Genomic DNA, 17,479 nt, shown 5'->3' on the forward strand with positions numbered 1-17,479 from the left:
CGCCTCCCGAGAGGCGGGCCTTTTCATTCCCGGACAGCAAAAACGCCGGCCACGAGGCCGGCGCTTGCTTGCCGTTATCGAGGGCGGCTTAGTTGCCGTAGACATCCTCGATACGGGTCAGCGGATAGTGGGCCGGGTAGGGCTTGCGCGCCACCCCGGAATCCACCGCCGCCTGGGCCACCGCCGCGGAGACGCGGTCCAGCAGGCGAGCATCCATCGGCTTGGGAATGATGTACTCGGGACCGAAGCTCATCTCTTCCACTTCGTAGGCGGCCTTGACCTCCGCCGGCACCGGCTCGCGGGCCAGGTCCTTGATGGCATGCACCGCGGCGACCTTCATCTCTTCGTTGATGGCGGTAGCACGCACGTCCAGGGCTCCGCGGAAGATGAAGGGGAAGCCCAGCACATTGTTGACCTGGTTGGGGAAGTCGGAGCGACCGGTGGCCATGATGACGTCATCGCGGGCCGCCTTGGCCACCTCCGGGTGGATCTCCGGGTCCGGGTTGGAGCAGGCGAAGACCACCGGGTTGGCGGCCATCGTCTTGAGCTGCTCGGCGGAGAGCAGGTTGGGGCCGGAGAGACCGACGAACACATCGGCGCCGTCGATGGCGTCGTCCAGGGTGCGACGCTCGGTCTCGGTGGCGAACATCGCCTTGTACTGGTTGAGGTCTTCACGGCCGCTATGGATCACGCCCTTGCGATCCAGCATGAAGATGTTCTCGGCCTTGGCACCGCAGGAGACCAGCAGCTTCATGCAGGCGATGGCGGCGGCACCGGCGCCGAGGCAGACGATCCGCGCCTCGTCGATCTTCTTGCCGGCGATCTCCAGGGCGTTGATCATGCCCGCCGCGGTGACGATGGCAGTGCCGTGCTGGTCATCGTGGAAGACCGGGATACTGCAGCGCTCGATCAGGGCACGCTCGATCTCGAAGCACTCCGGCGCCTTGATGTCTTCCAGGTTGATGCCGCCCCAGGTGTCGGCGATACGCGCCACGGTATCGATAAAGGCTTGCGGGCTCTCGGCATTGACCTCGACATCCACGGAGTTGATACCGGCGAAGCACTTGAACAGCACGCCCTTGCCTTCCATGACCGGCTTGCTGGCCAGCGGGCCCAGGTTACCCAGGCCGAGGATGGCGGAGCCATCGGAGATCACCGCGACCAGGTTGCCCTTGCCGGTGTAACGGTAGGCATTCTCCGGATCCTTGGCGATTTCGCGGCAGGGCTCGGCGACACCCGGGCTGTAGGCCAGGGCCAGATCCTTGGCAGTCGCGGTGGGCTTGGTCAGCTCCACGGAGAGCTTGCCGGGGATCGGCTGTGAGTGATAGTCCAGTGCCGCTTTTCTCGGGTCAGTCATGGGTGGTGTCCAGTCGTAGCAGAGTACATAGGTGTCGCGCCAGAATATAGAAAAACACCCAACCTCACAACTTGTGCCAAGTTACTGTCATTCAAGACTTTTAGTCGCTTGTTTGAAGGCATTTCCAAATATTTATCCGAACTTATGACTGACAATCCAGGCATAACAAAGAGCTTATTACAGCCCCAACCCCTTGGCAGAAGACATAAAAAAACCCGCCCGGCGAGGCCGGGCGGGTTTTTCGATATCGCCCAGGGGCGATGGCGAGCAGCGTTTTAGCGACGAATCGCGGCACCGAAGCGCTTGTTGAAGCGCTCGACGCGGCCACCGGTGGTCGCCTGCTTCTGCTTGCCGGTGTAGAAGGGGTGGCACTGGGAGCAGACGTCCAGGGACATCTCCTGATTGGAGGTGGTGCCGATTTCGAAGGTGGCGCCGCAGGAGCAGGAGACGCTGACCTTCTTGTATTCGGGATGGATACCTTGTTTCATCGTGAAGCCTCATGGAGCGGTATGCCGCCACCTGATCTCTTGCCAGGCACCGCATACGGGTTTTGGGTGCGTTAAGATGACGCCGCGCCCACCGGTAACCATGACGCATGGCGCCATGAAGGCGCGCATTCTAGCAGAGACGATGCCGGAGGCCAATTGCCCAGTTCCTCGCCCACGACGATCCTCGGGGTCGCCGTCCCCTCCCCGCTGCGCCGCCTGTTCGACTACCGCGCCATTGCCCCTCCGCCGGGGGGCTGGCGGCCGGGGCTGCGAGTGCGGGTCCCCTTCGGGCGCCGCGAGGTGGTGGGCATCGTCATCGAATGCCGCGACCATAGCGAGGTACCGGCGGCCAGCCTCAAGCCGATCGCCGGCTGGCTCGACGACACCCCCTTGCCACAGGACTGGCTATGGCTGTGCCGCTTCACCGCCCGCTACTACCAGCATAGCCTGGGCGACACCCTGACCCACGCCCTCCCCGGCCTGCTGCGCCAGGGGCGCCCCCTGGAGGCCCGCACCCGGGAGACCTGGCGCCTGACCCCCGACGGCCAGGCCCTTCCGGAGGAGGCCCTGGCCCGGGCGCCCCGCCAGGCGGCCCTGCTGGCCATGCTGCGCCAGCATCCCCGGGGGCTTGGCACCCCGGCCATCGGCGCCCAGGGGTTTACCCGGGCCCAGCTGCAGGCGCTCGCCGCCAAGGGGCTGATCCATGCCGACCGGGAGCCGCTGATCGAGGCTCCCTTGCCCAGCGCCGATCGCCTGCTGGCGGAGCCGGCGCTGACCCTCAACGGCGAGCAGGCCCAGGTGCTGGGCCGGCTTCACGAGGGACTGGAGCGTTTCTCCCCCGCCCTGCTCCACGGCGTCACCGGCAGCGGCAAGACCGAGGTCTACCTGCAACTGATCGAGGCGGTGGTGGCCCGTGGCCGCCAGGCCCTGGTGCTGGTGCCGGAGATCGGCCTGACGCCCCAGACCCTGGCGCGCTTTCGCAAACGCTTCCGGGTGCCGGTGGTGGCCCTGCACTCGGGGCTCGCCGACGGCGAGCGCCTCGACGCCTGGCTGGCGGCGCTGCAGGGCCGGGCCCCCATCGTCATCGGCACCCGCTCGGCGATCTTCACCCCCCTGGCGCGCCCCGGGGTGATCATCGTCGACGAGGAGCACGACGGCTCCCTCAAGCAGCAGGATGGCCTGCGCTACCACGCCCGGGACCTGGCGGTGGCCCGGGCCCACCACCATGGCATCCCGGTGCTGCTGGGCAGCGCCACCCCCTCCCTGGAGAGCCTGGCCCAGGCCCAGTCGGGGCGTTACCAGCACCTGCGCCTGACCCGCCGCGCCAGCCGCCATGCCCCGGCCCGCCTGGAGCTGATCGATACCCGCGGCCGCCCCCGGCGCGGCGGCCTGATTCCACCGGTGATCGAGGCGATTCGCCAGACCCTGGCGGCGGGACACCAGGTGCTGGTCTTCATCAATCGCCGCGGTTTCGCCCCCACCCTGGCCTGCGAAGCCTGCGGCTGGCTGGCCGAATGCCACCACTGCGATGCCCGCCTGACCCTGCATCGCCAGCCCCATCAACTGGTCTGCCACCATTGCGACCACCAGCAACCGCTCCCGGATGCCTGCCCCCAGTGCGGCAGCGCCGATCTTCGCCCCCTGGGCACCGGCACCGAGCGTAGCGAGGAGAGCCTCACCGGCCTGTTCCCCGAGGTGCCCACCTACCGCATCGACCGGGACAGCACCCGCCGCAAGGAGGCCTTCGAATCGCTGCTGAACGAAGTGCGCCGGGGCGACCCGGCGATCCTGGTGGGCACCCAGATGCTGGCCAAGGGCCACCACCTGCCCCATGTCACCCTGGTGGTGGTGGTCAATGCCGATGCCGGCCTCTATGCCAGCGACTTCCGCGCCATGGAACAGAGCGCCCAGTTGCTGGAGCAGGTGGCCGGACGCGCCGGGCGCGCCGAGCACCCCGGCCGGGTGCTGGTGCAGACCCAGCATAGCGACGACCCTCAGCTCGGCCTGCTCGCCTCCCGGGGCTATGACGCCCTGGCCGAACAACTGCTGGCCGAGCGCCGCGCCGCCGCCCTGCCCCCCTATCGCTTCCTGGCCCTGCTGCGCCTGGAGGCTCCCCGGGAAGAGGCCGTTCAGGCCCTGGCCAACCAGGCCGCCGAGGCCCTGCGCGCCTGGCTCGCCGACCAGGCCCCGGAACTCCACTGCCTGGGCCCGGTGCCGGCCCCCATGGAGCGCCGCCAGGGCCGCTACCATATGCAGGTCATGCTCAGCGCCGAGCGCCGCAGCCGCCTGCACGAGGCCGGTGCCTGGCTGATCGGCTGGCTGGAGCAGTGCCGAGAGGCGCGTCGGGTGCGCTGGTCCCTGGATATCGACCCCCAGACGCTTAGTTAAGGCGGCCTCGTTTCCGACCCCCTCTCGCTTTCGATCCCCGCCGTGGCGAGTTACATTGGCGACCTCTTTTGGTTACCGACACTGGCGAGACAGCCCATGGCCCTCAAGTCCACCATCTGCAAGGCCCAGATCCAGTTGGCCGATATGGATCGTCACCACTATGACGACCTCTCCCTGACCCTGGCCCAGCACCCCTCGGAGACCGACCAGCGACTGATGGTGCGCCTGCTGGCCTATGCCCTGAATGCCGGCGAGGGCCTCGCCTTCACCCGTGGCCTGAGCACCGACGACGAGCCGGAGCTGTGGCGCAAGGACCTGACCGGCGCCATCGAGCTGTGGATCGAACTCGGCCTGCCCGATGAGGACCGCCTGCGCAAGGCCTGCCAGCGCTCGCGCCAGGTGATCCTCTACGCTTATGGCGAAGAGGGCGCCGTACGCCCCTGGTGGGACAAGCTCCAGCACCGCCTGAGCCGCTTCGACAACCTGGTCGTCTGGCGCCTGCCGGCGGAGCAGACCCGCGAACTGGCCGAGCTGGCGGATCGCTCCATCGACCTGCAGTGCAATGTCCAGGAAGGCCAGGTGATGCTGAGCGACGCCCGGCGCACCGTGATCCTCGATCCCGAGCCACTGCTGGGTATCGAGTAATCGCCTCCCCCAGCGCCCCTCAGCAACGACAACTGCGATAGCCTTCTATCGGGCCGGCGAGGCTTTAAAGCCGCGGCCCGATTGCCGATAATAGGCCCCTTTGCCACGATTTCACTCGCCCCGGTCGCTGCCCAGCGACGGGGGACACAGGACATGCCGACCCATGAAAGAGACCATTATTGCGCTGCTCGACGAGGCACTGGCCACCCTCAAGCAGCAGGGCGTGCTGCCCACGGAAGCGTCCCCCACCATCAAGGTCGACCCCACCAAGGACAAGGCCCACGGCGACTACGCCACCAACCTGGCGCTGATGCTGGCCAAGCCGGCGGGCAAGAAGCCCCGCGACCTGGCCGAAGCCCTGGTCGCCGCCCTGCCCGAGAGTGCCGCGGTGAGCAAGACCGAGATCGCCGGCCCCGGCTTTATCAACTTCTTCGCCGCCACCGACGCCGTGGCCCAGGTGGTCGCCCGGGTGCTGGAGAGCGGTGATGCCTATGGCCGCAGCCTCGCCGGCCAGGGGCAGAAGGTGCAGGTGGAGTTCGTCTCCGCCAACCCCACCGGCCCCCTGCATGTGGGCCATGGCCGCGGTGCCGCCATCGGCGACTCCCTGTGCCGTCTGCTGGAAGCGGTGGGCCATGACGTGACCCGCGAGTTCTACTATAACGACGCCGGTGCCCAGATCAGCAACCTGGCCCGCTCCGTGCAGGCCCGCGTCAAGGGCCTCGGCCCCGAGGACGCCGGCTGGCCGGAGGACGGCTATCGGGGCGACTACATCCAGGACGTGGCCACCAGCTACCTGGCCGGCGAGACCGTCCACGCCGACGACCGCCATGTCACTGCCAAGGGCGACCCGGAGGATCTCGACGCCATCCGCGAATTCGCCGTGGCCTACCTGCGCCGCGAGCAGGACCTCGACCTCAAGGCCTTCGGCGTCGAGTTCGACGTCTACTTCCTGGAATCCTCCCTCTACGAGGAGGGCAAGGTCGAGGCCACCGTGGAACGGCTGATCGACAAGGGCCATACCTACGAAGAGGACGGCGCCCTGTGGCTGCGCACCACCGATTTCGGCGACGACAAGGATCGGGTGATGCGCAAGCAGGACGGCGGCTACACCTACTTCCTGCCGGACGTGGCCTACCACCTGGACAAGTGGCAGCGCGGCTTCGCCCGGGTGATCAACGAGCAGGGCGCCGACCACCACTCCACCGTGACCCGGGTACGCGCCGGCCTGCAGGCCCTGGATGCCGGCATTCCTGAGGGCTGGCCCGACTATGTGCTGCACCAGATGGTGCTGGTGACCCGCTCCGGGGTCGAGGTCAAGCTCTCCAAGCGCGCCGGCAGCTACGTCACCCTGCGTGACCTGATCGACGAGGTGGGCCGCGACGCCACCCGCTACTTCCTGGCGGCGCGCCGGGCCGACTCCCAGCTCACCTTCGATATCGACCTGGCCCGCTCCCAGTCCAACGACAACCCGGTCTACTACGTGCAGTACGCCCATGCCCGGGTATGCAGCGTGTTGCGCCGGCTCGAGGGCGAGGGACTGACCTTCGATCACGACCTGGCCCTGGCCAGCCTGGCGTCCCTCACCGAGGACCAGGAGAAGGCGCTGATGAACCGCCTGGCCCGCTACCCCGAGGTGGTGGCCCACGCCGCGGCCTCCCGGGAACCCCAGCAGGTGGCCCAGTACCTGCAGGACCTGGCGGCGGATTTCCACACCTGCTACAACGCGGTCAAGGTGATGGTGGAAGACGACGCCCTGCGCAATGCGCGCCTGGCGCTGGGCCTGGCCACTCGCCAGGTGATTCGCAACGGCCTGGACCTCCTCGGTGTCGGCGCCCCCGAGGAAATGTAACGGCGCTACCGGGCCCGGCCTCGACGGATATGTCGGGCCGGCGCCCAGGATAGCCCCCGCCGCCCCAGAAGCGATGTAAGGAGACGTCATTCATGGCCAGCCGCCGTCAATCCAGCCCGCCCAAGCGTCGCGGCGCCTCGTCCCGCAAGCGCGCCTCCGCCCAGCGGCGCGGCCTGCCCGGTTGGCTGTGGGGCGTCGGCGGCCTGCTCGCCGGCTACTTCCTGGCCCAGCATTTCCAGGCCTCGGCGCCCTCCCCCACCGCCACGGTGCTGCCGCGCCCGGCCAGCGAGGCCCCGGCGGAGCGCGCCGAGGAGCCCAGGACGCCGACCTTCGAGTTCTACACCCTGCTGCCGGAGTCCGAGGTGATCGCCCCACGCAGCGAGACCCAGGAGAGCGCCTCCCGGCCGACGCCACCGCCACGCCCGGAGCGCCAGGAAACGACGCCTCCCGCCAGCGAGCCAGCCGCTGTCGACGAGGATCCCATCGCCCGGGTGATCGCCGCCAACCTGGCCGAAGACGAGGCACGCAGCAGCCCCCCCGCCGCCAGCACGCCGGCCAGCCCTCCCACCAGCGCCGCCGGGCATCGCTACATGCTCCAGGCCGCCTCCTTCCGTGAGGTCGGTGATGCCCAGCGCCTGGCCGGGCGACTCCGCGACTTCGGCCTGGTGGCCCGCATCAGCGAAGTCTCGGGCAGCGACGGCAACGCCTGGCATCGGGTCCAGGTGGGTCCCTACGAGGACACCCGGGAGCTCAATCGCGCCCAGGACCTGATGGTCACCCAGGGCATCGAGCCGCTACTGATTCGCCTGCAGAACTGAGCGCCTCTTCGGGCCTGACCCAGGGGCGCGGGGCCTCGGCGGAGAGGGCCAACTCGATACCCGCCGCTTGAATTCGGGCCCCGTCGCCCACACCTCCCCTGAACGTCTACACACGGCGCCCAATCGGGCGCCGAAAGTCATCGGGAGCCCCGGCTCCCCGTTACGGAGTCACCCCCTCCATGACCACGATCGTATCCGTGCGCCGCGGTGACCAGGTGGCCCTGGCCGGCGATGGCCAGGTCTCCCTCGGCAACACCGTGATGAAGGGTAATGCCAGCAAGGTACGTCGCCTCTATCGCGGCCAGGTCCTGGCCGGCTTCGCCGGCGGCACCGCCGACGCCTTCACCCTCTTCGAACGCTTCGAGGCCCAGCTCGAGAAGCACCAGGGGCACCTGACCAAGGCCGCCGTGGAACTGGCCAAGGACTGGCGCACCGACCGCGCCCTGCGCCGCCTGGAGGCCCTGCTCGCCGTGGCCGACAAGAGCGCCTCGCTGATCATTACCGGCAACGGCGACGTGGTGGAGCCGGAGCGCGGCATCATCGCCATCGGCTCCGGCGGCAACTTCGCCCTCTCCGCGGCCCGCGCCCTGCTCGAGAACACCGAGCTCAGCGCCCGGGAAATCACCGAGAAGTCCCTGGAGATCGCCGGCGACATCTGCGTCTTCACCAACCACCACGTCACTCTCGAAGAGCTCTGAGGCCGTCCCCATGACCCAGATGACCCCCCGCGAGATCGTCCACGCCCTGGACCAATACATCATCGGCCAGCAAGACGCCAAGCGCGCCGTGGCCATCGCCCTGCGCAACCGCTGGCGGCGCATGCAGCTCGACGACGACCTGCGCCCCGAGGTGACCCCCAAGAACATCCTGATGATCGGCCCCACCGGGGTGGGCAAGACCGAGATCGCCCGGCGCCTGGCCAAGCTGGCCAGGGCGCCCTTTATCAAGGTCGAGGCCACCAAGTTCACCGAGGTGGGCTATGTGGGCCGCGACGTGGAATCGATCGTCCGCGACCTCACCGAGGCCGCCATCAAGCTGGTGCGCGAGCAGGCCAAGGAAGAGGTGAGCCACCGCGCCGAGGACGCCGCCGAGGATCGCATCCTCGATGCCCTGCTGCCGCCGCCCCGGGGCCAGGAGGACGCGCCGCGCCAGGACAGCTCCACCCGCCAGGTCTTCCGCAAGAAGCTCCGCGAGGGGCAGCTGGACGACAAGGAGATCGATATCCAGATCACCCCCCAGGCCCCGGGCGTCGACATCATGACCCCGCCAGGCATGGAGGAGATGACCCAGCAGTTGCAGGGCCTGTTCGCCAACCTCGGCAAGCAGAAGACCGAGACCCAGCGAGTCAAGGTCAAGGACGCCTGGCAGCTGCTGCGTGACGAGGAGGCCGCCAAGCTGGTCAACGAGGAAGAGATCAAGAGCCGTGCCATCGAAGCGGTGGAGCAGCACGGCATCGTCTTCCTCGACGAGATCGACAAGGTGGCCAAGGGCAGCGGCCAGTCCAGCGGCGGCGAGGTCTCCCGGGAGGGCGTGCAGCGCGACCTGCTGCCGCTGATCGAGGGCTCCACGGTCTCGACCAAGTACGGCATGGTCAAGACCGACCACATCCTCTTCATCGCCTCCGGTGCCTTCCACCTCGCCAAGCCCTCGGACCTGATCCCCGAGCTGCAAGGCCGCCTGCCGATCCGCGTCGAGCTCAACGCCCTGAGCCCGGACGACTTCCAGCGCATCCTCACCGAGCCCTCCGCGGCCCTGACCAAGCAGTACCAGGCGCTGCTGGCCACCGAGGGCCTGGAGATCGAATTCACCCAGGACGGCATCGAGCGCATCGCCGAGATCGCCTGGCGGGTCAACGAAGGCACCGAGAACATCGGCGCCCGTCGCCTGCACACCGTGATGGAGCGCCTGCTGGAAGAGGCCTCCTACCAGGGCGGCGACCTCCAGGGCCCGCTGGTCATCGACGCCGCCTATGTGGACTCCCAACTGGGCGAGCTGGCCATGGACGAGGATCTGTCCCGTTACATTCTGTGAGGTATGCGCCAATCAGAAGGTACACAGGCTTCGATGCGAAAGCTGGAAGCTATAAGCTGGAAGCTCGAAGAAGAAACGATCCGCAGCTGGAATAGCTAGCCGAACCACCGCTGCAAACGACTCACAACCGTCGCCTGCGGCGGTTGTTCTCTTCCGGCTTCAAGCTAATGCGAGGTGCTTGCTTATGCCCGCCCCTGTCCCGACCCGAGTGCATTACCACAAGACGCGCCGCGAGCTGGAACTCGACTACGCCGACGGGCGCAGCTTCCGGCTGCCCATCGAGTACCTGCGGGTCCACTCCCCCTCCGCCGAGGTGCGCGGTCACGGCGGCGACGACGCCGTGCTGCAGGTCGGCAAGAAGGACGTGGGCCTGGCCAATATCACCCAGGCCGGCCGCTACGCCCTCAAGCTGCACTTCGACGACGGCCACGACAGCGGCCTCTACACCTGGGAGTACCTGCTCGACCTGGCCGAACACCAGGCCCGCTACTGGCAGGCCTACCTGGAGCGCCTGGAGGCCGCCGGCGCCTCCCGGGAGCCCCTGGGCATCCAGATCAAGCAGCTCTAGGCCGCGCTTCCGCCATGCGACCCAGGGCCATCATATTTAGTACACTTTCTGCTCTGAGGCCCGGGGCTACCCTGGGGGCAGGCCGTCGCGGGGCGCTGTGAACCCCTACCTGGGCGCTACTTTTGCCCTGCTGCGCTCTCGCATCCTGCTCCACTTGCAGGACCGGGGCTGGCCATCCCTGGCCAGCCCGTTCGGAGGAATCCTCCTCACCCCTGGCAAAAAAGCCCCGGGCCTCTGAAGCAGAGGGAGTGCCCGTTGCAACAGTCCTGCATGCGACCCCGCGGCGCAGACAAGGCCGCGCCAAGCCGGCTACAATAGCCCCCTGCCGTGGCGATCCGCCGCAATCACTCGACAGCTCGCTAGGAAGGGTTCATGGACAAGCGCACCACCCACTTCGGCTTCCAGGAAGTGCCCGTCGAGGAGAAGGCCTCGCGGGTCGCCGATGTCTTCCACTCGGTCGCCGCGCGCTACGACCTGATGAACGACCTGATGTCCCTGGGCATCCACCGCATCTGGAAGCGCCTGACCATCGAGCGGGCCGGGGTGCGCCCCGGTCATCGGGTACTGGATATCGCCGGCGGCACCGGCGACCTGACCCTGAAGTTCTCGCGCCTGGTGGGCCCCCGGGGCAAGGTGGTGCTGGCCGATATCAACGCCTCCATGCTCAACGTCGGCCGCGACAAGCTGCTCGACAGCGGCGTCGGTGGCAACGTCGAGTATGTCCAGGCCAACGCCGAGTGCCTGCCCTTCCCGGACAACAGCTTCGACTGCATCACCATCGCCTTCGGCCTGCGCAACGTCACCGACAAGGACGCCGCCCTGCGCTCCATGGCCCGAGTGCTCAAGCCCGGCGGCCGCCTGCTGGTGCTGGAGTTCTCCAAGCCGCCCAGCGCGCTGCTCTCCAAGGTCTACGACGAATACTCCTTCCGCCTGCTGCCCAAGATGGGCGAGCTGGTGGCCAAGGACCCGGAAAGCTACCGCTACCTGGCCGAATCGATCCGCATGCACCCGGATCAGGAGACCCTCAAGGGCATGATGGAAGCCGCCGGCCTCGAGCGGGTCGAGTACAGCAACCTGACCGGCGGCATCGTTGCCCTGCACCGCGGGATCAAGCTCTGACCCATGCTGCTGGCCGCCCTCGAATCCACCCTCAATGCCCTGCTGGCCCGGGATCCCGCGGCCCCGGGGCGCCTCGCCCGCCTCGATGGCGCTCGCTTGCTGCTGCGCCTGGAGCGGCCCGCCCTCGCCGTGCTGGTGCACTTCCACGACCAGGGGCTGATGCTGCTGCGCGCCGAGACGTGCGAGGAGCATGACGCCGATGCCATCGTCGAGCTGGATGCCGAGACCCTCGGCGCCCTGCTCGGGGGCGAGTCGGTGGAGCGGCTGATGTTCCAGGGCAAGCTGGCGGTGCGCGGCCGTGTCCCGCTGCTGGAGCAGACCCGCGACCTGCTGCTCGACCTCGACCTGGACTGGGAGGCAGAGCTGGCCGACTGGCTGGGCGAGGTGCCGGCCCATAGCCTCGCCGAGGGGCTGCGCCGCCTGACCCGCTGGGGGCTGCGTAGCCAGCGCGAGCTGCACAGCGACCTGAGCGAGTACCTCAGCGAGGAGGTGCGCCTGCTGCCGGCACGCCGCCAACGGGAAGTATTGCGCGACCACCTCACCGAACTGGAAGTGGCCACCGACCGCCTCGAGGCACGGCTGGCTCGCCTGCGTCGCCTGGCGCAAGCCCTCGAGGAGCCCAACCCATGACCCTGCGCCTGGTGCGGATCTTCTGGGTGGTGACCCGCTACCGCCTGGACACCCTGATCCCCCTCGATCGCCTGCCCCTGCCGCTGCGCCTGCTGTTGATCCTCTCGCCGCTGCGCCTGGTGCCCATCGGCCAGCGCTCGCGCAGCGAGCGCCTGCGTCTGGCCCTGGAGGCCCTGGGACCGATCTTCGTCAAGTTCGGCCAGATGCTCTCCACCCGCCGCGACCTGCTGCCCAAGGACATCGCCGACGAGCTCAGGCGCCTGCAGGACCAGGTGCCCCCCTTCCCCGGCGAGGCCGCGGTGGCGCGGGTCGAGGAGGAGCTGGAGATGAGCCTCACCGAGGCCTTCGCCCGCTTCGACAGCACGCCCCTGGCCTCCGCCTCCATCGCCCAGGTGCATGCCGCCACCCTGCATAGCGGCGAAGAAGTGGTGGTCAAGATCATCCGCCCCGGCATCGAACGGGTGATGCGCCAGGACATGGCGTTGATGTACCGGGTGGCACGCCTGCTCAGCCTGGTGCCGGAGGCGCGCCGGCTACGCCCCCTGGAGGTGGTGCGCGACTACGAGGCGACCCTCTTCGACGAGCTCGACCTGCACAAGGAAGCCGCCAACACCTCCCAGCTCAAGCGCAACTTCAAGGACTCGCCGCTGCTCTATGTGCCGGCCATTCACTGGCCGCTGACTCGCCGCGGCGTCATGGTCCAGGAGCGTATCCACGGCATCCCGGTGGCCGATCTGGCGGCCCTCGAGGCCCAGGGCACCGACCTCAAGAAGCTCGCCGAGCGAGGCGTGGAGATCTTCTTCACCCAGGTGTTCCGCGACAACTTCTTCCACGCCGACATGCACCCGGGCAATATCTTCGTCGCCGAGGGCAAGCCCCAGGATCCCCAGTACATCGCCATCGACTGCGGCATCGTCGGCAGCCTGACCCGGGAAGACCAGGACTACCTGGCCCGTAACCTGCTGGCCTTCTTCCACCAGGACTACTACGAGGTGGCGGCCCTGCACATCGAGTCGGGCTGGGTCGGCGAGGGCACGCGCGCCAACGAGTTCGCCGCCGCGATCCGCGCGGTGTGCGAACCGATCCTCGAGAAGCCCCTCAAGGACATCTCCTTCGGCCAGGTGCTGCTGGGCCTCTTCCAGACCGCCCGGCGTTTCCATATGGAAGTCCAGCCGCAGCTGGTACTCTTGCAGAAGACCCTGCTCAATATCGAGGGGCTGGGGCGCCAGCTCTACCCCGACCTGGACCTGTGGAGCACCGCCAAGCCCTACCTGGAGCGCTGGATGAAGGAGCGCGCCGGGCCCCGCGGCTTCCTCGAATCGCTCAAGCGCCAGGCCCCGGAGCTGACCCGTCAGCTACCGGAGCTGCCGGTGCTGGCCCACCAGGCCCTGACCCAGGTGGAGGCGGAGCGCCAGCAGCGCCGTCGCCAGAGCGACGCCCTGGCCGGCATGCGCCGCCACCTCAAGCATGCCGCCCGGGGGGCCCGCCGCCTGCGCTTCGGCGTACTGCTGCTGGCCCTGGCCCTGGCCTGGCAGCCTCTACTTAACTGGGCCGGCCAGCAGCCCTGGCCGGTACTGGCCGCCGCGGCGCTGGGCGCCCTGCTGCTGGCCTGGCACTGACCCGACCCTTGACCCTGGAGTGTCATCGATGAGCGATATCCTCGAACGACTCGAAGCGGTGCTGGACGAGCGCCGCCATGCCGATCCCCAGAGCTCCTATGTGGCCTCGCTGCATCACAAGGGGCTCAACAAGATCCTCGAGAAGGTCGGCGAGGAGGCCACCGAGGCCCTGCTGGCCGCCAAGGACGCCGAGGCCGGCGGCGAGGCCGAGCGCCAGGCCCTGGTCGCCGAAACCGCCGACCTGTGGTTTCATAGCCTGGTGATGCTATCGCATCTGGATATCTCGCATCGGGCGGTGCTGGAGGAGTTGGCACGCCGCTTCGGCATGTCCGGGCTGGACGAGAAGGCCGCCCGGCAATGACAATGCAAGTCAGGCTCCCGGCGAGCCGGCATCCTGAAGGAGAGAGACTATGTTAGGCGGTATCAGTATCTGGCAGCTGCTCATCGTACTCGGCATCATCATCCTGATCTTCGGCACCAAGAAGCTGCGCAACGTGGGCAGCGACCTGGGGGGCGCCGTCAAGGGCTTCAAGAGCGCCATGAGCGAGGAAGAGAAGAAGAAGGAAGAAGAGGCCAACCAGGCCCAGGTGAGCCACGACGACAAGGGCAACACCTATGACGTCAAGGCCGAACAGAAGCCCGAGGAATCGGAAGAGCGCAAGTAACCCGCCATGTTCGATATCGGCTTTCTCGAGCTGCTGATCATCGGCGTGGTGGGCCTGCTGGTGCTGGGCCCCGAGCGCCTGCCCAAGGCCGCCCGCACCCTGGGCCTGTGGATCGGCAAGATCAAGCGTACCGTCTCCGGCATGCAGCGCGAGATCAGCGCCCAACTGGAGGCGGAAGAGCTGCGCCAGAAACTCAACGAGCAGCAGAAGAAGCTCGATGAGAGCCTCGGCCGGGCCAAGCGCGAAGTGGAGGGCATCGGGGAGTCGAAGCGACCCGCCGACAAGGCCGCGGAGGGCACGACGTCACCGGGCCATGCCGGCGAGGAGGCCAGCGAACGCGCCAGTCCCCTGGAGCGCCTGGATGATGCCCTGGCCCGCAAGGCCGATGGCGAGAAGCCCACCGCCGAGGATACCGCTCCCCCGGCCGCGGATCGTGCCGCCTCCCGCAGCAAGGACTCCTCCACTCCATGAGCCAGAACCCCGACCCCAAGGATCTCGCCCAGGCCCCGTTGATCGAGCACCTGATCGAGCTGCGTTCGCGGCTGATGCGGGCCGTGCTGGCGATCCTGGTGATCTTCCTGGGCCTCTACGCCTTCTCCAACGACATCTACACCTTCGTGGCGCAGCCGCTGATGGCACTGCTGCCGGAAGGCTCGCAGATGATCGCCACCGAGGTGGCCTCGCCCTTCCTGGCGCCCTTCAAGCTGACCCTGGTGGTGGCCGTCTTCGCCGCCATCCCCTATGTGCTGCACCAGGCCTGGGCCTTCGTCGCCCCAGGCCTCTACGATAACGAGAAGGCCCTGGCCCTGCCGCTGCTCGCCTCCAGCGTGCTGCTCTTCTACGCCGGCGCCGCCTTCGCCTACTACGTGGTCTTCCCGCTGCTGTTCCAGTTCTTTACCCAGGCGGGGCCGGAAGGCGTGACGGTGATGACCGATATCAACGCCTACCTCAACTTCGTCCTCAAGCTCTTCTTCGCCTTCGGCGTGGCCTTCGAGATCCCCATCGCCACCTTCCTGCTGATCGCCTCCGGCGCCACCACGGTGGAGAGCCTCTCCAAGAAGCGCCCCTTTATCTTCCTGGGCTGCTTCGTGGTGGGCATGCTGCTGACCCCCCCGGACGTGATCTCCCAGAGCCTGCTGGCGGTCCCCATGTACCTGCTCTACGAGGTGGGCCTGCTGTTCGGCCGCCTGGCCCGCAAGCGCCGCGCCAAGTCGGAGGCCGAGGCCGAGGCCGCCGACGAATCGAGCCAGAAGCCAAGCGACAACGCCGACGGCGACCGCTCCTAAGGCGCCGCCGGAAACAAGAACCGCCGCCGTGGGCTACCACGGCGGCGGTTTTTTCTGCCCGGGAGAACGCGACCCACCGACTTGGCTCCGGTATCGCCGGCTTAGGCCATCAGCTCGTCCAGCTTGTCCACCAGCTTGAAGATCCCCTCCCCCGCCTCGCTGATGCGGCTGGCCAGCATATAGGCCGGGGTGGTCACCACCCGGTTCTCGTGGTCGACGACGATATCGTCCACCGCACAGGTGCGGTGCAGGCCGCCCATGCTGCTGATGGCACCGGCCACCCCCGGGTCATTGCCCACGGTGACGGCGATGCCGCTGCCCAGCAGCCTGGGCACCAGCACCGGGGCGATGCACATCAGGCCGATGGGCTTGCGCGCCTCGTGGAAGGGCACCACCGCATCGCGCAGCTGCGCCAGCACCTCCATGTCGGAGCCGGCCAGGGCGAAGTCGCAGAGGTTCTTGGCCACCCCGAAGCCGCCGGGCAGCACCAGGCCATCGAAGGCCTCGGCATCCAGCTCGGCCAGGGGACGGATCTCGCCCCGGGCCAGGCGCGCGGCCTCCTCCAGGACATTGCGACTCTCATCCGCCACCGCCTCGCCGCGGAGATGATCGACCACCTCGCGCTGGGCGATATCCGGGGCGAAACAACGATACTCGATGCCCCGCTGATCCAGGCGCAGCAGGGTCAGGGTCGTCTCGTAGATCTCGGCGCCGTCCTGGACGCCGCACCCGGCAAGAATCACCGCGACTTTCTTGGTCATCATCGACTCCTCGCATTCGGCCCAACCCTCGGGCCCCAGGGAAACAGTGGAGACCTTACTCTAGAGGCTCGCCCGGGGTGCGACAAGCGGCGACTGCCGGCCCCCCGACCGCCCTGATATACTGCCTTCCCATGCCCCCAGGGGCCCCATCGATTCCTCCCGCCGCTGTCACCGAACTGTCATCGCCCTGGGCGATAGTCGAATGACGGGGCGGCCTCTAACGGAGAGTGACCTTGAGCCCGATGACGTCTCGCCAGTTTCCCGCGGCGCGCCTGCGGCGCATGCGCAAGGATGACTTCTCGCGTCGCCTGATGCGTGAAAACGTGCTGACCCCCGCCGACCTGATCTGGCCGGTCTTCGTGCTGGAGGGTGAGAACCGCCGCGAGGCGGTGCCCTCCATGCCAGGGGTCGAGCGGCTGTCGCTGGACCTGCTGATCGAGGAGGCCCGGGACGCCCAGGCCCTGGGCATCCCGGCCCTGGCGCTCTTCCCGGTGGTGGACGCCGAACTGAAGAGTGAGCTGGCCGAGGAGGCCTACAGCGCCTCCGGCCTGGTGCAGCGTAGCGTGCGCGCCCTCAAGGCCGCCGTGCCGGGGCTGGGCATCATCACCGACGTGGCCCTCGACCCCTACACCAGCCACGGCCAGGACGGCATCCTCGACGACGAGGGCTATGTCCACAACGACCGTACCGTGGAGACCCTGCTCAAGCAGGCCCTCTCCCACGCCGAGGCCGGCGCCGACGTGGTGGCCCCCTCGGACATGATGGATGGCCGTATCGGCGCCATTCGCCAGGTGCTGGAACAGGAGCAGTTGGTCAATACGCGGATCATGGCCTATAGCGCCAAGTACGCCTCCCACTACTACGGCCCCTTCCGGGACGCCGTGGGCTCCGCCGCCAACCTGGGCCGTGCCGACAAGAGCACCTATCAGATGGACCCGGCCAACGGCGACGAGGCCCTCCACGAGGTGGCCCTCGACCTGGCCGAAGGCGCCGACATGGTGATGGTCAAACCCGGCATGCCCTACCTGGACGTGGTGCGCCGCGTCAAGGAGGAGCTCCGGGTCCCCACCTTCGCCTACCAGGTGAGCGGGGAGTACGCCATGCATATGGCGGCCTTCGACAACGGCTGGCTGGATGCCGACCGGGTGATCCTGGAGTCGCTGCTCTGCTTCAAGCGCGCCGGCGCCGATGGCGTCCTGACCTACTTCGCCAAGCGGGCGGCGCGACTGCTCAACAACGCCTGATGACGAGGCCG

General features: G+C 68.0%; 18 protein-coding genes. 15 read left to right on the forward strand and 3 right to left on the reverse strand.

The features are described from left to right. Nucleotides 1-88 precede the first annotated feature (88 nt). A complete protein-coding gene (locus IHD13_RS06805; RefSeq protein ID WP_195860285.1) occupies nucleotides 89-1,357 on the reverse strand; it encodes a malic enzyme-like NAD(P)-binding protein in 1,269 nt (422 codons plus the stop codon). Nucleotides 1,358-1,632: 275 nt separating this feature from the next. Then, the gene (gene rpmE, locus IHD13_RS06810) at nucleotides 1,633-1,845 is read right to left on the reverse strand and encodes a 50S ribosomal protein L31 (RefSeq protein ID WP_146803601.1); all 213 of its coding nucleotides are present in this window, start codon (nucleotides 1,843-1,845) and stop codon (nucleotides 1,633-1,635) included. Between the two features lie 156 nt (nucleotides 1,846-2,001). Between rpmE and IHD13_RS06815 the strand changes: the two genes are divergently transcribed. The 14 genes from IHD13_RS06815 to tatC all read left to right on the forward strand — a co-directional run bounded on the left by IHD13_RS06815 (nucleotide 2,002) and on the right by tatC (nucleotide 15,463). Continuing rightward, the gene (locus IHD13_RS06815) at nucleotides 2,002-4,233 is read left to right on the forward strand and encodes a primosomal protein N' (protein ID WP_195860286.1); all 2,232 of its coding nucleotides are present in this window, start codon (nucleotides 2,002-2,004) and stop codon (nucleotides 4,231-4,233) included. Nucleotides 4,234-4,329: 96 nt separating this feature from the next. Next, nucleotides 4,330-4,878, forward strand: coding sequence for a YaeQ family protein (locus IHD13_RS06820; protein WP_195860287.1), 549 nt, complete (start codon nucleotides 4,330-4,332; stop codon nucleotides 4,876-4,878). A gap of 163 nt (nucleotides 4,879-5,041) precedes the next feature. Further along, a complete protein-coding gene (argS, locus tag IHD13_RS06825) occupies nucleotides 5,042-6,727 on the forward strand; it encodes an arginine--tRNA ligase (RefSeq protein ID WP_195860288.1) in 1,686 nt (561 codons plus the stop codon). A gap of 92 nt (nucleotides 6,728-6,819) precedes the next feature. Next, complete coding sequence (locus tag IHD13_RS06830; protein ID WP_195860289.1) at nucleotides 6,820-7,545, forward strand: SPOR domain-containing protein; 726 nt, start codon at nucleotides 6,820-6,822, stop codon at nucleotides 7,543-7,545. A 179-nt stretch (nucleotides 7,546-7,724) separates the two neighbouring features. Further along, nucleotides 7,725-8,243, forward strand: coding sequence for an ATP-dependent protease subunit HslV (gene hslV, locus IHD13_RS06835; RefSeq protein WP_146803597.1), 519 nt, complete (start codon nucleotides 7,725-7,727; stop codon nucleotides 8,241-8,243). Nucleotides 8,244-8,253: 10 nt separating this feature from the next. Then, complete coding sequence (gene hslU / locus IHD13_RS06840) at nucleotides 8,254-9,576, forward strand: ATP-dependent protease ATPase subunit HslU (protein ID WP_195860290.1); 1,323 nt, start codon at nucleotides 8,254-8,256, stop codon at nucleotides 9,574-9,576. A 184-nt stretch (nucleotides 9,577-9,760) separates the two neighbouring features. After that, entirely contained in the window at nucleotides 9,761-10,144 is a 384-nt protein-coding gene (locus IHD13_RS06845; protein ID WP_195860291.1) for a gamma-butyrobetaine hydroxylase-like domain-containing protein, read from the forward strand. A 372-nt stretch (nucleotides 10,145-10,516) separates the two neighbouring features. Next, entirely contained in the window at nucleotides 10,517-11,263 is a 747-nt protein-coding gene (gene ubiE, locus IHD13_RS06850) for a bifunctional demethylmenaquinone methyltransferase/2-methoxy-6-polyprenyl-1,4-benzoquinol methylase UbiE (protein WP_195860292.1), read from the forward strand. A gap of 3 nt (nucleotides 11,264-11,266) precedes the next feature. Next, entirely contained in the window at nucleotides 11,267-11,893 is a 627-nt protein-coding gene (locus IHD13_RS06855) for a ubiquinone biosynthesis accessory factor UbiJ (RefSeq protein ID WP_195860293.1), read from the forward strand. Further along, complete coding sequence (gene ubiB / locus IHD13_RS06860; RefSeq protein WP_195860294.1) at nucleotides 11,890-13,512, forward strand: ubiquinone biosynthesis regulatory protein kinase UbiB; 1,623 nt, start codon at nucleotides 11,890-11,892, stop codon at nucleotides 13,510-13,512. The genes IHD13_RS06855 and ubiB overlap by 4 nt, the downstream gene beginning before the upstream one ends. A gap of 28 nt (nucleotides 13,513-13,540) precedes the next feature. Further along, a complete protein-coding gene (locus IHD13_RS06865) occupies nucleotides 13,541-13,873 on the forward strand; it encodes a phosphoribosyl-ATP diphosphatase (protein ID WP_195860295.1) in 333 nt (110 codons plus the stop codon). A gap of 49 nt (nucleotides 13,874-13,922) precedes the next feature. Beyond that, nucleotides 13,923-14,177, forward strand: coding sequence for a Sec-independent protein translocase subunit TatA (tatA, locus tag IHD13_RS06870; protein ID WP_195860296.1), 255 nt, complete (start codon nucleotides 13,923-13,925; stop codon nucleotides 14,175-14,177). A 6-nt stretch (nucleotides 14,178-14,183) separates the two neighbouring features. Then, nucleotides 14,184-14,648, forward strand: coding sequence for a Sec-independent protein translocase protein TatB (gene tatB / locus IHD13_RS06875; RefSeq protein ID WP_195860297.1), 465 nt, complete (start codon nucleotides 14,184-14,186; stop codon nucleotides 14,646-14,648). Beyond that, complete coding sequence (gene tatC / locus IHD13_RS06880) at nucleotides 14,645-15,463, forward strand: twin-arginine translocase subunit TatC (RefSeq protein ID WP_195860298.1); 819 nt, start codon at nucleotides 14,645-14,647, stop codon at nucleotides 15,461-15,463. Before tatB ends, tatC begins: the two co-directional genes overlap by 4 nt. Before the next feature lie 101 nt (nucleotides 15,464-15,564). On the opposite strand, the gene elbB is transcribed toward tatC, so the two are convergent. Beyond that, the gene (gene elbB, locus IHD13_RS06885; RefSeq protein ID WP_195860299.1) at nucleotides 15,565-16,224 is read right to left on the reverse strand and encodes an isoprenoid biosynthesis glyoxalase ElbB; all 660 of its coding nucleotides are present in this window, start codon (nucleotides 16,222-16,224) and stop codon (nucleotides 15,565-15,567) included. Between the two features lie 242 nt (nucleotides 16,225-16,466). Here elbB and hemB point away from each other — a divergent pair, with 242 nt between their 5' ends. After that, on the forward strand, nucleotides 16,467-17,468 hold the full coding sequence (gene hemB, locus IHD13_RS06890) for a porphobilinogen synthase (protein ID WP_442786563.1): 1,002 nt from the start codon (nucleotides 16,467-16,469) through the stop codon (nucleotides 17,466-17,468). The last annotated feature ends 11 nt before the right edge of the window (nucleotides 17,469-17,479 follow it).

It is taken from the genome of Halomonas sp. 328 (assembly GCF_015645095.1).
Classification (GTDB): domain Bacteria; phylum Pseudomonadota; class Gammaproteobacteria; order Pseudomonadales; family Halomonadaceae; genus Bisbaumannia.